14 protein-coding genes, 13 tRNA genes and 2 riboswitches are annotated in these 13,353 nt (G+C 37.3%); of the genes, 25 read left to right on the top strand and 2 right to left on the bottom strand.

Features of this window, described 5'->3' with window-relative positions:
* Positions 1-48: 48 nt before the first annotated feature.
* The 15 genes from RCJ96_RS11075 (at position 49) to RCJ96_RS11005 (ending at position 3,219) form a co-directional block, all read left to right on the top strand.
* Positions 49-122: transfer RNA gene (locus RCJ96_RS11075), tRNA-Arg, on the top strand.
* A gap of 11 nt (positions 123-133) precedes the next feature.
* Positions 134-207 (top strand) — tRNA-Pro (locus tag RCJ96_RS11070).
* Positions 208-222: 15 nt separating this feature from the next.
* Positions 223-295: transfer RNA gene (locus RCJ96_RS11065), tRNA-Ala, on the top strand.
* Positions 296-315: 20 nt separating this feature from the next.
* Positions 316-408: transfer RNA gene (locus tag RCJ96_RS11060), tRNA-Ser, on the top strand.
* Positions 409-459: 51 nt separating this feature from the next.
* Positions 460-552, top strand: a tRNA-Ser gene (locus RCJ96_RS11055).
* A gap of 28 nt (positions 553-580) precedes the next feature.
* Positions 581-657: transfer RNA gene (locus RCJ96_RS11050), tRNA-Met, on the top strand.
* A gap of 3 nt (positions 658-660) precedes the next feature.
* A tRNA-Asp gene (locus RCJ96_RS11045) sits at positions 661-736 on the top strand.
* Between the two features lie 9 nt (positions 737-745).
* Positions 746-821: transfer RNA gene (locus RCJ96_RS11040), tRNA-Phe, on the top strand.
* A gap of 9 nt (positions 822-830) precedes the next feature.
* Positions 831-903 (top strand) — tRNA-Thr (locus RCJ96_RS11035).
* Between the two features lie 6 nt (positions 904-909).
* Positions 910-980, top strand: a tRNA-Trp gene (locus tag RCJ96_RS11030).
* Between the two features lie 10 nt (positions 981-990).
* Positions 991-1,067: transfer RNA gene (locus RCJ96_RS11025), tRNA-Ile, on the top strand.
* 8 nt (positions 1,068-1,075) lie between these two features.
* A tRNA-Asn gene (locus tag RCJ96_RS11020) sits at positions 1,076-1,150 on the top strand.
* A gap of 1 nt (position 1,151) precedes the next feature.
* Positions 1,152-1,223 (top strand) — tRNA-Glu (locus RCJ96_RS11015).
* A gap of 130 nt (positions 1,224-1,353) precedes the next feature.
* The gene (locus RCJ96_RS11010) at positions 1,354-1,773 is read left to right on the top strand and encodes a CBS domain-containing protein (RefSeq protein ID WP_000199015.1); all 420 of its coding nucleotides are present in this window, start codon (positions 1,354-1,356) and stop codon (positions 1,771-1,773) included.
* A 294-nt stretch (positions 1,774-2,067) separates the two neighbouring features.
* The gene (locus RCJ96_RS11005) at positions 2,068-3,219 is read left to right on the top strand and encodes a DUF3965 domain-containing protein (RefSeq protein ID WP_000648924.1); all 1,152 of its coding nucleotides are present in this window, start codon (positions 2,068-2,070) and stop codon (positions 3,217-3,219) included.
* 224 nt (positions 3,220-3,443) lie between these two features.
* Here the strand turns inward: RCJ96_RS11005 and RCJ96_RS11000 are convergent, their stop codons facing one another.
* Together RCJ96_RS11000 and RCJ96_RS10995 are read right to left on the bottom strand one after the other, a co-directional pair.
* On the bottom strand, positions 3,444-3,782 hold the full coding sequence (locus RCJ96_RS11000; protein WP_001137811.1) for a hypothetical protein: 339 nt from the start codon (positions 3,780-3,782) through the stop codon (positions 3,444-3,446).
* 5 nt (positions 3,783-3,787) lie between these two features.
* Positions 3,788-4,948 carry an SH3 domain-containing protein gene (locus tag RCJ96_RS10995; RefSeq protein WP_416504301.1) on the bottom strand — a complete coding sequence of 387 codons (1,161 nt, stop codon included), beginning with the start codon at positions 4,946-4,948 and terminating at the stop codon, positions 3,788-3,790.
* Between the two features lie 238 nt (positions 4,949-5,186).
* Positions 5,187-5,299, top strand: a riboswitch (TPP riboswitch).
* Positions 5,300-5,359: 60 nt separating this feature from the next.
* A riboswitch (TPP riboswitch) is annotated at positions 5,360-5,462 on the top strand.
* An 82-nt stretch (positions 5,463-5,544) separates the two neighbouring features.
* On the opposite strand from RCJ96_RS10995, the gene tenA reads away from it, so the two are divergent.
* From tenA to thiD, 10 genes are read left to right on the top strand one after another with little or no spacing between them, the layout of a single operon-like run.
* Entirely contained in the window at positions 5,545-6,240 is a 696-nt protein-coding gene (gene tenA, locus RCJ96_RS10990) for a thiaminase II (protein ID WP_416504300.1), read from the top strand.
* Positions 6,209-6,958, top strand: a complete 750-nt coding sequence (locus RCJ96_RS10985; RefSeq protein WP_242304850.1) for an ABC transporter ATP-binding protein — start codon at positions 6,209-6,211, stop codon at positions 6,956-6,958. The genes tenA and RCJ96_RS10985 overlap by 32 nt, the downstream gene beginning before the upstream one ends.
* On the top strand, positions 6,958-7,710 hold the full coding sequence (locus tag RCJ96_RS10980; RefSeq protein ID WP_416504305.1) for an ABC transporter permease: 753 nt from the start codon (positions 6,958-6,960) through the stop codon (positions 7,708-7,710). The genes RCJ96_RS10985 and RCJ96_RS10980 overlap by 1 nt, the downstream gene beginning before the upstream one ends.
* The gene (locus tag RCJ96_RS10975) at positions 7,707-8,708 is read left to right on the top strand and encodes an ABC transporter substrate-binding protein (protein ID WP_416504299.1); all 1,002 of its coding nucleotides are present in this window, start codon (positions 7,707-7,709) and stop codon (positions 8,706-8,708) included. Before RCJ96_RS10980 ends, RCJ96_RS10975 begins: the two co-directional genes overlap by 4 nt.
* A 10-nt stretch (positions 8,709-8,718) precedes the next feature.
* The gene (gene tenI / locus RCJ96_RS10970; protein WP_000787179.1) at positions 8,719-9,339 is read left to right on the top strand and encodes a thiazole tautomerase TenI; all 621 of its coding nucleotides are present in this window, start codon (positions 8,719-8,721) and stop codon (positions 9,337-9,339) included.
* Positions 9,332-10,441 carry a glycine oxidase ThiO gene (gene thiO, locus RCJ96_RS10965; protein ID WP_416504298.1) on the top strand — a complete coding sequence of 370 codons (1,110 nt, stop codon included), beginning with the start codon at positions 9,332-9,334 and terminating at the stop codon, positions 10,439-10,441. The genes tenI and thiO overlap by 8 nt, the downstream gene beginning before the upstream one ends.
* Before the next feature lie 15 nt (positions 10,442-10,456).
* Complete coding sequence (gene thiS / locus RCJ96_RS10960) at positions 10,457-10,660, top strand: sulfur carrier protein ThiS (protein ID WP_001049505.1); 204 nt, start codon at positions 10,457-10,459, stop codon at positions 10,658-10,660.
* Positions 10,661-10,662: 2 nt separating this feature from the next.
* Positions 10,663-11,433, top strand: coding sequence for a thiazole synthase (gene thiG / locus RCJ96_RS10955; protein WP_000931981.1), 771 nt, complete (start codon positions 10,663-10,665; stop codon positions 11,431-11,433).
* The gene (thiF, locus tag RCJ96_RS10950; protein WP_416504297.1) at positions 11,426-12,445 is read left to right on the top strand and encodes a thiazole biosynthesis adenylyltransferase ThiF; all 1,020 of its coding nucleotides are present in this window, start codon (positions 11,426-11,428) and stop codon (positions 12,443-12,445) included. Before thiG ends, thiF begins: the two co-directional genes overlap by 8 nt.
* Positions 12,446-12,451: 6 nt before the next feature.
* Entirely contained in the window at positions 12,452-13,273 is an 822-nt protein-coding gene (thiD, locus tag RCJ96_RS10945; RefSeq protein ID WP_139302831.1) for a bifunctional hydroxymethylpyrimidine kinase/phosphomethylpyrimidine kinase, read from the top strand.
* Positions 13,274-13,353 lie beyond the last annotated feature (80 nt).

The following is a 13,353-nucleotide window of genomic DNA, read 5'->3' as shown; positions in this document are numbered from 1 at the left end:
CGGTGGGTGACCACCGTGCGGGTTCGACCCCCGCCCTCGGCACCATATGCGCCCGTAGCTCAATTGGATAGAGCGTTTGACTACGGATCAAGAGGTTAGGGGTTCGACTCCTCTCGGGCGCGCTTTTTATTAACGGGAAGTGGCTCAGCTTGGTAGAGCACCTGGTTTGGGACCAGGGGGTCGCAGGTTCAAATCCTGTCTTCCCGATATTCCCAAAAACATGGGGCCTTAGCTCAGCTGGGAGAGCGCCTGCCTTGCACGCAGGAGGTCAGCGGTTCGATCCCGCTAGGCTCCACTTTATTTATTATATGTCTCGGAGGTATACCCAAGTTCGGCTGAAGGGATCGGTCTTGAAAACCGACAGGCGGTGAGAATCGCGCGGGGGTTCGAATCCCTCTACCTCCTCCATTTTCTTTTAAAATGGTTTAGACATAAATAATAAAATATTTTTTCCTTCATGGAGGTATACCCAAGTTCGGCTGAAGGGATCGGTCTTGAAAACCGACAGGCGGCGAGAGTCGCGCGGGGGTTCGAATCCCTCTACCTCCTCCATTTTCTTTTAAAGTAAATATTTTATCATCGCGGGGTGGAGCAGCACGGTAGCTCGTCGGGCTCATAACCCGAAGGTCGCAGGTTCAAATCCTGTCCCCGCAACCAAATGGTCCCGTGGTGTAGTGGTTAACATGCCTGCCTGTCACGCAGGAGATCGCCGGTTCGACCCCGGTCGGGACCGCCATTTATGTTTGGCTCGGTAGCTCAGTCGGTAGAGCAGAGGACTGAAAATCCTCGTGTCGGCGGTTCGATTCCGTCCCGAGCCACCATTTTTTTATGCCGACTTAGCTCAATTGGTAGAGCAACTGACTTGTAATCAGTAGGTTGGGGGTTCAAGTCCTCTAGTCGGCATCCTTTAGGGGCATAGTTTAAAGGTAGAACTGAGGTCTCCAAAACCTCCAGTGTGGGTTCGATTCCTACTGCCCCTGTAAAGTATATGGGCCTATAGCTCAGCTGGTTAGAGCGCACGCCTGATAAGCGTGAGGTCGATGGTTCGAGTCCATTTAGGCCCACCATATATTATTCCGCAGTAGCTCAGTGGTAGAGCTATCGGCTGTTAACCGATCGGTCGTAGGTTCGAGTCCTACCTGCGGAGCCATGGCCCGTTGGTCAAGTGGTTAAGACACCGCCCTTTCACGGCGGTAACACGGGTTCGAATCCCGTACGGGTCATAAAAAAAGAGTCAGCAATATGCTGACTCTTTTTTATTGTGCGTTCATTCTCCTTTATCAACTGATTTTCCTGAAATAAATAAAGGGATTTAGGAAAAGCTATGGTATGTATAAAAAGGAGGAGATACAAATGACACGAGTGAGAGACTTGATGAGCACTCATATTGTACAGTGTACACCGTTAGACAATGTATATGAAGCTGCTGTAAAGATGAAAGAAGAATCGATTGGATTGATCCCGGTCGTTGAAAATGAACAAGTTGTTGGTCTTGTTACGGACCGAGATTTAGTTGTTCGAGGGATTGCTGAAAAACATCCTGGATCTAATAAAATTACAAATGTAATGACAAAAAACATTGTTTCAGTTTCTCCAGATGATCCTATTGAAAAGGCTACAGAGTTAATGGCACAGTATCAAATTAGACGATTGCCAGTAGTTGAGAGTGGTCAACTCGTTGGGATGTTAGCACTAGGAGATTTAGCTATAAAAGAATCGGCAGATGATCAAGCGGGATTTGCTTTAAGTGAAATATCAGAGCATACGGAATGAAGTGAGACTTTAATTAGTGTAATACGTTACGTATAAAAATCAGATACATTATTCTAGTATATAGGGTTAAGCTAATATGTTAGCATGATGTATCTGAGCCATTATATAATAAGTATACAGTTAGTAATTTCGACAGTTTATTTAAATTTGTCATTCCTAATTATAAATAAGAGAAAAAATGATATACTGATAGATATAAGTATTATGATTGATTTCGAATATAACAATATTTATTGTTAATGATGTGATAATGGATTAATATTTCCTATGTAGATAAAAGGGAAGGGGAATTATATGAAGGCTGTACAGCGCGATCCAAATTGGAATTTGGTTACAGATACATATATAGAACCAAATAATTTCGCTGAATTATTTTCTTTGCTTGTACCTTGTCATCCAAAAGGTGAAGGGAAAGAACGAACTATATTAGTGTGGAAAGAAAAAGAATTTTATAAAGAAGAAAATTTAGCGGCATTTATCGTATATGGAATGAATAAAGCAAAGAATTTACCGCAATTTCATAAAGACGAAATTCCAACTTTAGTACGTATTCTTCGCTTATGCCAAGAAATTGGTTGGTATGAAGAAGCGAATACTTTTATGGTAACTCAAGGGCTAGCTGAGTTTGTTCATACTTCATTGGAATATGAAACGTGGGACCTTTTGACGCAGGCGGTTGCTTTAAACTATTTAATAATTAAATATCGTATTGGTGAATTAACTGATGGAGATGTAGAAATTTGGGATAGAGTGAAATTTAATGAGAAATGTATAACAGACTGTAAACATTTATTATCCCATAAAGAAGTATTAGAATTTACATTTTTTTATATGTGTAAGAGAGCTAAGTCACTATCAAAAGAGCAATTAAATAGTGATATGATGAGTTTAGCGATGTATTGTAATACTTTTGTTTATGACTTATATACATATGATTTATTACGAAAGTATCGTAAGTGTACAGACTTTCTATCATATTATGGACCTAGTCAAGCGGTGTTAGCTTGCCAAAGGGCTGTACTTTCTCAAATTTCAGATCGATTAGACCCACTCAAGACTACTCATGTAGATGATTATTTATATGTAATGAAAGATATGATGGAGCATATGACGATAGGGATAATGGATCGATATGATCATTTTATTGGAAAGTTATTATCATATGTGCCATTTTTTGAAATGATCCAAGTTCCACAACATGCATATTATTGTGAAGAATTATTGTATATTTGTAAGGGCATTAAATATAAAGAAGAAATATTACGCAATTATATATTTATACAATTACATGACTGTTTACCATCTTTCTTTAAACTGTTTCTTAAAAATAAGCGTTATGCAACGATTCATGATATTCTGTTCTATTGGTGTGATGATGAACAAAGAATGAGCTTAGAGAAAAAATATAATCTTAGCTTTATTTATGAAAAATATGCTTGTGGATAAAGGGCACTTTCTATATAAATTAAAAAGGATCTCAATTGTGAGATCCTTTTTTTATTAGTAAAGCAAGGAGAATGTAATTAAGACGAGAAATAACATTCCATAAAGGAGAAATTGTGCCGTATAGCTTCCTTGTATACCAAAAAAAGTATTTGTTTTTTTGTATAAATTCAATATATATTTTATCGGATTATCTTTGAAAGATTGGTACACAGTGTCTCCTCTTTCTAAGCTTCTTGTTCGTGTTTTTTGTTATTAGGGACATGAATGTATCTAGCTATGAATAATAAAACAGCCATAAAAAATACGGGAAATACGGTAGATAAATAAAAACCATTACTAATAATATTTGTTATTAAAGCACTTAATAGAAAGATGGCATTATAAATATGGGCAATTTTTTGTTTTAGTTGAACTTGAAAAGCTTCCATCATAATTTCTAAAGCAACAAAAGCAATGATAATAGATAAAAATACAGTATTTGTATTATAAATTACTAAGCAACAGATTAAGCCTAAAAAGGCTAAGTATTCAATTAAGAGAGGTATATTGATATTGCGTGGCATACAATTTACCTAACTAAATATGGCAGTGGGTTTACTGCATTTGTTTTTTCAAAATTCCATTCTCCATTGTGTAATTCAAAATGAAGATGTTGCCCGTATGAATGACCTGTGTTTCCCATATGACCTACTAATTGTCCAGCTTGTACTTGATCACCAGCTTGTACAGTGCGATCTTTCATGTGAGCATAGACTGTTGTATATAATTTCCCGTTTATTTGATGGGCGATGAACACAACATTGCCATAGCTAGCTGAATAATATGATTTCACGACTTTACCTGCCGCAGCAGCCTGGATAGAGACATTACCCTGAGCTGCGATATCTATACCATAATGCATTTGTTCCCAGCGCATATCAAATGTTGAGCTAATTTTTCCTTGAGTAGGGAATTTGAAAACGGCTGGAATGGAAGTAGGTTGAGCTGTTTGAGCTTGTGATTGCGTTTGATTTTGCACTACATAATGCTTTGCCACATATCCGTATCCTGTGCCAAAACGAATTTTATACCAAGTTCCTACAGTTTCCACTACTTGTAATTGTGTACCATTTTGTAATGAACCAAGTAGTGTGCTACTTGTACTAGCATTGCTACGCACATTAAGTTTAGGTGTTGCAACTGTGTATTTCGTATTATTTTGAACTGTGATGCCTTTTACTAAAGGCTGTGAACCATTAGATACGAATGCCTTTTGTACGTAACCTGTTTTGCCATTATGTAAAATTTTATACCATTCACCTTGTTCTTCTTGAATAGTAACGAATTTCCCATTTGGTAATACATCTAAAATTGAAGATTCTAAATTAGGTTCAGAACGAACGTTTAATGCATTGGCATTGACGATATATTGATTATTAGATTGAAGTTTGTTTTTTAGTAGAATAGAATCTTTTTGTACGTAACCTACTTTATTATTAACAGATACTTTATACCAGCCATTAGTTGTTTCAAGTATATTCACTTTCGTATTAAAGCGAATTGTATCAATTGATGAGCTATTTGCGTTATCTTTTGTATGTAAGGCTACTTGATCGACTTTGACATATCCAGTTTTCACATTAGATAATTGTTCAGCGTTGGCTGTTTGTACATTTGTTTCTCCCATAGAAGGAAGTAAAGAAGCAATTGCGACAGTAGTTGCTGTTAAAGCAGTAGCTTTCATATTCATATAATAGAGACCTCCTCTAGTTGTATAGTTGTAATTTTATTATAGTATAAAGATATAATATAGTGGGTGTATTCACATAAATGTAATATGAAATCAATATAAAAATAAATTTTTTGAGGATAATAATTTCTAAGATAGAATATAAGTGTTATATGGTTTTGTTATTTTGTTGACAATTGAGAAAATTAAAACAGTTGATGATGTCTTATTACGGTGTTATACTGACAGTGATAATTTTATAGTTTGCTAGGAGAGCTGGTGTTGCCAGCTGAGAGTAAGACCTTAAGTCTTTGATCCTTTTTATTACCTGATCTAGATTATGCTAGCGTAGGGAAGCAATTCGGACACTAATAATGAGTCCCCGTTTCTTTGCGTATAGAAACGGGGCTTTTTTATTTGAAAATTTCATATTGAAACCACTAGGGGTGCTTGTTGTGCTGAGAGAGGAATAATCCTTAACCCTTACAGACCTGATCTAGATAATACTAGCGAAGGGAAGTGGAGCAACGAATAAATTATAATTTTATTTGCTGTAACCACTTCTTATTTAGAAGTGGTTTTTTATTTAGATATATAAATTGAAAGGGGATAGAGAAATGAAATTTTGCGATAGATTATTAGAAACTGTACAACCAGTTTGGGAGATGAGTCATAATCATCCATTTGTTGTAGGTATGGGGGATGGTACGTTAGAAAAAGATAAGTTTCAGTATTATATTATTCAAGATTATTTATACTTGTTAGATTATGCAAAGTTATATGCGATCGGTGTTGTAAAGGCAACAAATCCACAAATTATGGGGAAATTTGCTGAACAAATTGATGGGATATTAAATGGAGAAATGACAATTCATAAACAGTATGCAAAAAGACTTGGAATTTCTATAGAGGAGATAGAGTCTGCAAAGCCATCTGCTAAAAATTTAGCTTATACAAATTACATGATGTCTGTATCTCAAAATGGCACACTTGCGGAATTAATAGCAGCACTTCTTCCGTGTATGTGGAGCTACTGGGAGATTGGAAAGCGTTTAAATGATATTCCTGGAGCAAGAGATCATGAGTTCTTTGGTGAGTGGATTCAAGGCTATAGCTCTGAAGAATATGGCAACCTTTGTGTTTGGTTAATCGATTTATTAAATGAAATGGCAGTTGGAAAGTCTGAAAAAGAGCTAGATCGATTAGAGGAGATTTTCCTATATTCCAGTCGATTTGAATATTTATTCTGGGATATGTCCTACCGTAAGGAGATGTGGGGATTTGAGGAGCAAGAACATACTACAGTTTCATAATGTTTCTTTTCATTATGATGAGAAGCCAATCATTAATGAATTAAATGCTTCTATACAAGATAAAGAGTTTGTAAGCATTATCGGACCGAGTGGATGCGGGAAAAGTACTTTATTTCGCCTTATTACAGGTTTAGAAGAAGCGAGTACGGGACAGATAGAACTAACAGAAACAAAGAGCCATCCTGTAGGGTATATGCCCCAAAAAGATATGCTCCTGCCATGGAGAACGATTATTGAGAATGCGGCCCTGCCGCTAGAGTGCCAAGGTGTACAGAAGAAAGAAGCACAAATAAAGGCAAAGGAACTGTTACACAAATTTGGCTTACAAGGGTATGAGACAAAATATCCGAAAGATTTATCTGGTGGTATGAGGCAACGCGTATCTTTCATTCGAACTTTATTAACAGGCGGAGAGATATTACTTTTAGATGAACCGTTTAGCGCGTTGGATGCTTTAACGAAGGCATCTTTGCAGGAATGGTTGTTTGAACAATGGAAAGAGTGGGAAAAAACAATTTTATTTATCACTCATGATGTGGAAGAAGCATTGTTTCTTTCTAATCGAATTTTAGTTGTAGAAAATCAACCGATAACTACTTTAACCGAGAGGATTGTACCGCTTGATTGTAATCGGACAAGAAAAGATTTATATAAACCAGAAGTATTAGCACTGAAAGATGAGCTTCTTAGTATGTTGCAAAGGCAGGTACTCGCATGATGAACCGGTTGAAGGAGCTATTACCTGCTCTTACACTTTCTAGTATTTTACTTGCTCTTTGGGAAGTAGGCGCAAGAATTGTAGATGAAATGTACATTTTACCGTCACCGTCTGCAATTGTAATGAAGATATGGAAACTAAAAGACATATTATTTACGGTTCATTTGCCAGCAACATTATATGTCGTTTTAATAGGGGTGGCTATTTCTATCGTACTTGGGGTAGGGCTAGCGATGTTAATGAATGCGAGTAATTGGATGGAGAGAGCATTTTATCCATTATTAGTTGCCTCACAAACGATTCCTATTACAGCGCTTGCTCCGCTTTTCGTTTTATGGTTTGGATATACGATTTGGAGTAAGGTCGTTGTTACGGTTTTAATTACGTTTTTCCCAATTACGGTTAATACGTATGATGGACTGCGCAGTACGAAAAAAGAATGGGAAGAGCTTTTAGTTACGTATGGGGCAACGAAAAAAGATGTTTTTCTTAAATTAAAATTGCCGTCTGCTCTTCCTTATTTTTTCTCAGCTTTAAAAATTGCAGTACCGCTTAGTGTAATTGGGGCGGCAATTGGTGAATGGCTCGGTGCACAAGCGGGGCTAGGATATTTCAGTAAGAGAATGATGACGCAATTAGACGGGGCAGGTGTATTTGCACCCATTGTATTGTTATCATTATTAGCTATTTTCTTCGTCGTACTTATTTCGGTATTAGAAAAGAAATTCATTAGTTGGAGGAAGCATTCATGAAATTTTTAAAACGCATCTTTGTGCTTACATTATTAGTTGCAATGATTGCTGGATGTTCGAGTAATTCAGCATCAGATAAGAATAAAAAAGAAAAAGAAATAACGGTCATGCTTGATTGGTACCCAAATGCGGTACATAGCTTTATTTATGCGGCAATTGAAAAAGGTTACTTTAAAGAAGAAGGAGTAAAGGTGAATATTAAATTCCCTTCCAATCCGACTGACCCATTAACGTTAGCAGCTGCAGGAAAAGTAACGGTTGGCTTATATTATCAGCCAGATGTTGTCATGGCAAAAGCAAATGAACAAATTCCAGTGAAATCAATTGGAGCTGTCGTACGTTCACCATTAAATCATGTTGTATCGCTGAAGTCTGCAGGCATTCAATCGCCAAAAGATTTAGAGGGTAAAACAGTTGGATATTCTGGAACACCTTTAAGTGAGATGTATTTAAAAACGATGGTAAAAGAAGCTGGTGGTAATCCAGATACAGTGAAAGTAGTCGATGTTGGTTTTGATTTAGTACCAGCATTAATTACGAAAAAAGTGGATGCGGTAACAGGGGCATACATTAACCATGAAGTACCTGTTATGCGTCATGAAGGTCATGAACCAGCATACTTTAATCCAGCAGATTACGGTGTACCGAATTATCATGAACTCGTATTTGTAACAGGTGATAAAACATTGAAAAAAGATAAAGAAGCTTTGCAAGCTTTCTTACGTGGTACGAAAAAAGGTTATGATTTCATGAAGAAAAATCCAGATGAAGCATTAAATATTTTATTAAATCATCAGGAAAAAGAAAACTTCCCACTTGTACCAGAAGTTGAAAAAGAAAGTATGAAAATTTTATTAGAGAAAATGGAAACAAAGGATGAACCATTTTTATCAGATTCAAAAGAGTCATGGGAGAAACAAAATAAATGGTTGAAAGATAAAGGAATGACGAAAGAAATCGTTCCGGCCAATGAGTTATTCGAAAACATTTTAAAGTAGGCGAATGAATATGAAAAATGAGCTTCATGTAATCTCAAATGGTCACATGTCATTCGAAGAGTTAGTGAATGTAGCGATGCAAATTGAAAGTGAAATTGATTATTTGCATATTCGTGAGCGTGAGAAAAGTACGAAGGAATTGTATGAAGGTGTGGAAAGTCTTTTGAAGAAAGGCTTTCCAGCATCAAAAATAGTGATAAATGATCGAATTGATATTGCTATTTTATTAAACATTCCGCGTGTACAGCTAGGATATCGAAGCGCAGATGTAAGGTCAGTGAAAGAAAAGTTTTCTTATTTGCATGTCGGTTATTCTGTGCATTCTTTAGAAGAGGCGATCGATGCATTTAAGAATGGCGCGGATTCACTCGTCTATGGTCATGTATTTCCGACAGATTGTAAAAAAGGTGTGCCAGCGAGAGGGCTTGAAGAAATTTCAGACATTGCAAAGTGTTTATCCATACCGATTACAGCAATTGGAGGAATCACTCCGGAAAACACTGGAGATGTTCTTACTAACGGCGTCAGTGGTATTGCTGTTATGTCTGGGATTATAAGTAGTAGTAACCCGTATAGCAAAGCGAAATCTTATAAGGAATCAATAAGAAAGTGGGCGGAAAAACATGTGTAAGAAGTATGATGTAGCGATAATTGGCGGTGGTGTAATTGGTAGTTCAGTTGCACATTTTCTAGCAGAAAGAGAGCATAAAGTAGCGATTGTAGAGAAGCAACAGATTGCATCTGAAGCCTCGAAAGCAGCCGCTGGTTTACTTGGGGTGCAGGCAGAATGGGATGAGTATGACCCGCTATTTGAACTTGCTAGAGAAAGCCGTGCTATATTTCCACAACTTGCAGAAGTTTTACGTGAAAAAACAGGAATTGATATTGGGTATGAAGAGAAAGGCATTTATCGCATTGCTCAAAATGAAGAGGAGAAGGAAAGAATTCTTCATATTATGGATTGGCAGCAGAAAACCGGTGAAGATTCTTACTTTCTAAGGGGAGATCGTTTACGAGAGCAAGAGCCGTATCTATCTGAGTCAATTATAGGTGCTGTATATTATCCGAAAGATGGCCATGTTATTGCGCCAGAGCTTACGAAAGCATTCGCGCATTCTGCGGCAATTTCCGGTGCGGATATATATGAGCAAACAGAAGTGTTTGATATTCGTATTGAAAATAAGAAAGTGACTGGAATTGTGACAAGCGAAGGTATGATCACTTGCGAGAAAGTTGTTATTGCAGGTGGCTCATGGAGCACGAAGTTACTAGGTTATTTTCACCGCGAATGGGGTACATATCCAGTTAAAGGAGAAGTAGTAGCGGTAAGAAGTAGAAAACCACTTTTAAAGGCACCTATTTTCCAAGAAAGATTTTACATTGCACCAAAGCGCGGCGGACGTTACGTAATTGGAGCAACGATGAAGCCTCGTACGTTCAATAAAACTGTGCAACCAGAAAGTATTACTTCTATATTAGAGCGCGCGTATACAATATTGCCTGCTTTAAAAGAAGCTGAATGGGAAAGTGCATGGGCAGGATTAAGACCACAATCGAATCATGAAGCTCCTTATATGGGAGAGCATGAAGAAATAAAAGGTTTATATGCTTGCACAGGCCATTATCGAAACGGCATTTTATTAAGTCCTGTTTCTGGTCAATATATGGCTGATTTAATAGAAGGAAAGCAGGAGAATCACTTGCTAGATTTATTGCTTTCTAAAACAGTTTAGAAAGGGGATGGAAGTTTGAATTTAAAAATTAATGGTAATCAAATTGAAGTGCCAGAGAGTGTGAAAACAGTAGCTGAGCTACTTACACATTTAGAGTTAGATAACAGAATTGTTGTAGTAGAGCGTAATAAAGATATTTTACAAAAAGATGATCATACAGATACATCTGTTTTTGATGGAGACCAAATTGAGATTGTAACTTTCGTAGGAGGCGGTTGATTATGTTAAACATTGGACCATTTTCATTTCATTCTAGACTTTTATTAGGAACAGGCAAATTCCCTGATTTTGATGTGCAGCAAAAGGCAATTGATGTATCTGAGGCAGAAATTTTAACGTTCGCAGTACGTCGTATGGATATATTTGATGCAAAGCAGCCTAATTTATTAGAGAAACTTGATGTAAAAAAATATACGTTATTACCGAATACAGCCGGAGCAAAAAATGCTGAAGAAGCTGTTCGTATTGCAAAATTAGCAAAAGCTTCAGGGCTTTGCGACATGATAAAGGTAGAAGTTATTGGTGATGATAGAACGTTATTACCTGATCCGGTAGAGACGTTAAAGGCATCTGAAATGTTACTAGAAGAAGGATTTATCGTACTTCCGTACACATCTGATGATGTTGTATTAGCACGTAAATTACAAGAACTTGGCGTGCATGCGATTATGCCAGGAGCATCTCCAATTGGATCAGGACTTGGTATTGTAAATCCATTGAATTTGAGCTTCATTATTGAACAAGCGACAGTACCAGTTATCGTTGATGCTGGTATCGGTAGCCCGGCTGATGCGGCATTTGCGATGGAATTAGGAGCAGATGGCGTGTTATTAAATACAGCTGTTTCAGGGGCAAAAGATCCTATTAAAATGGCACAAGCAATGAAATTAAGTATTGAGGCAGGTCGTTTAGGATTTGAAGCAGGTCGTATTGCACGCAAACGTTGTGCAACGGCAAGTAGTCCTTTAGAAGGAATGAGCGTAGTTGAATAATCGATATTCTCGCCAAGAATTATTCTCTCCGATTGGGGAAGAAGGCCAGCAAAAAATAAGAGAAAAGCATGTACTCATTATCGGCGCAGGTGCATTAGGTAGTGCAAATGCAGAAATGTTTGTAAGAGCAGGTGTTGGCACAGTAACGATTGTTGACCGGGATTATGTCGATTGGAGTAATTTACAAAGGCAGCAATTGTATGCAGAGAGTGATGTGGAAAATAATCTTCCGAAGGCTGTAGCAGCGAAGAAGCGTCTAGAAGAGATTAATAGTGAAGTAAGAGTAGAAGCGCTCGTTCAAGATGTAACAGCTGAGGAGTTAGAAGAACTCGTTACAAACGTTGATGTAATGATTGATGCAACTGATAATTTCGAAACGCGTTTCATTGTGAATGATATAGCACAAAAATATTCTATTCCATGGATTTACGGAGCATGTGTAGGGAGTTACGGCCTTTCTTACACAATCCTTCCTAGTAAAACGCCATGTTTATCTTGTTTATTACAATCGATTCCGCTTGGCGGAGCGACATGTGATACAGCGGGGATTATATCACCTGCTGTATCTCTCGTCGTTTCTCATCAAGTAACGGAAGCTCTTAAACTGTTAGTGGAAGATTACGAATCACTTCGAGATGGACTTGTATCGTTTGATGTATGGAAGAATGAATATTCATGTATGAATGTGCAAAAGCTTCGTAAACATAATTGCCCTTCGTGCGGAGAGAATGCATTATATCCTTATTTAAACAAAGAAAATACATCGAAAACAGCAGTTTTATGCGGGAGAAATACAGTTCAAATTAGACCACCCCATAAAGAGGAAATAGATTTTGAACGATACAAAGAGCTGCTGAATGATCGTGTAAATGATTTAAATGTAAATCCATATTTATTATCATTTTCTGTGGAAGAAAAGAGATTAGTTGCTTTTAAAGATGGTCGTGTACTTGTACATGGAACGAAAGATATAAGTGAAGCAAAAACAGTTTATCATCGTTATTTTGGATAGAAAAGGATGAGTGGGATGAAAGTAAATAAAGCTTTAACAATTGCAGGATCTGATAGCGGTGGCGGTGCCGGCATTCAAGCAGATTTAAAAACATTCCAAGAGCTTGGTGTGTACGGAATGACGGCGATTACGGCGATTACTGCTCAAAACACGCTTGGCGTTCAAGGGGTATATCCAGTTTCGTTAGAAGGTATTACGGAACAGTTGAATTCAATTGGTACGGATTTAACACCAGATGCTGTAAAAATAGGTATGTTATTTAGCAGCGAAATTATTCAAATTGTAGCAGAATATATTAATAAATTTGGCTGGAATAATATTGTACTAGACCCTGTTATGATTGCTAAGGGCGGTGCATCATTATTACAACAAGAAGCAGTACAAGCGTTAAAAGAATATTTATTGCCAGTAGCAACAGTTGTAACGCCGAACGTTCCTGAGGCAGAAGTGTTAACGGGGCTGGAAATTCATAACATTGAAGATAGTAAAGAAGCTGCAAAAGTACTGCATGAATTAGGTGCGAAATATGTACTTATGAAGGGCGGACATGCAGAATATCAAGGTAATGAAGTAATTGATTTACTCTTTGATGGAGAAGAGTTTATTGAATTTAGAAGTGAACGAATTCCTTCAAAGCAAACACACGGAAGCGGCTGTACATTTGCTTCAGCGGTTACAGCAGGGCTTGCGAAAGGCTACTCGATGGAAGAGGCAGTTCAAGAGGCAAAACGATTTATTAGTATAGCAATTGAAGAGCCGTTGCATATTGGAAGTGGTCATGGACCGACGAATCATTTTGCATACAAAATGAATAAAGAACAAGTGTAAAGAAAAAAAAGTCAGTTTTATAACTGGCTTTTTTTCTGTTTACTTTTTCAAAATACAGGAGTAATATATCAGCCAGAATA

The sequence above is a fragment of the Bacillus sp. BSL6 genome (genome assembly GCF_052928345.1).
This window is presented reverse-complemented; position numbering and strand designations above follow the sequence as displayed.

Coding starts and splice junctions, on each gene's coding strand:
- tenI (WP_000787179.1), top strand. CDS start 8,719: ATGAAAAATGAGCTTCATGTAATCTCAAATGGTCACATGTCATTCGAA.
- RCJ96_RS10980 (WP_416504305.1), top strand. CDS start 6,958: ATGAACCGGTTGAAGGAGCTATTACCTGCTCTTACACTTTCTAGTATT.
- thiG (WP_000931981.1), top strand. CDS start 10,663: ATGTTAAACATTGGACCATTTTCATTTCATTCTAGACTTTTATTAGGA.
- RCJ96_RS11000 (WP_001137811.1), bottom strand. CDS start 3,782: ATGCCACGCAATATCAATATACCTCTCTTAATTGAATACTTAGCCTTT.
- RCJ96_RS11010 (WP_000199015.1), top strand. CDS start 1,354: ATGACACGAGTGAGAGACTTGATGAGCACTCATATTGTACAGTGTACA.
- RCJ96_RS11005 (WP_000648924.1), top strand. CDS start 2,068: ATGAAGGCTGTACAGCGCGATCCAAATTGGAATTTGGTTACAGATACA.
- thiO (WP_416504298.1), top strand. CDS start 9,332: ATGTGTAAGAAGTATGATGTAGCGATAATTGGCGGTGGTGTAATTGGT.
- tenA (WP_416504300.1), top strand. CDS start 5,545: ATGAAATTTTGCGATAGATTATTAGAAACTGTACAACCAGTTTGGGAG.
- thiD (WP_139302831.1), top strand. CDS start 12,452: ATGAGTGGGATGAAAGTAAATAAAGCTTTAACAATTGCAGGATCTGAT.
- RCJ96_RS10995 (WP_416504301.1), bottom strand. CDS start 4,948: ATGAATATGAAAGCTACTGCTTTAACAGCAACTACTGTCGCAATTGCT.
- RCJ96_RS10975 (WP_416504299.1), top strand. CDS start 7,707: ATGAAATTTTTAAAACGCATCTTTGTGCTTACATTATTAGTTGCAATG.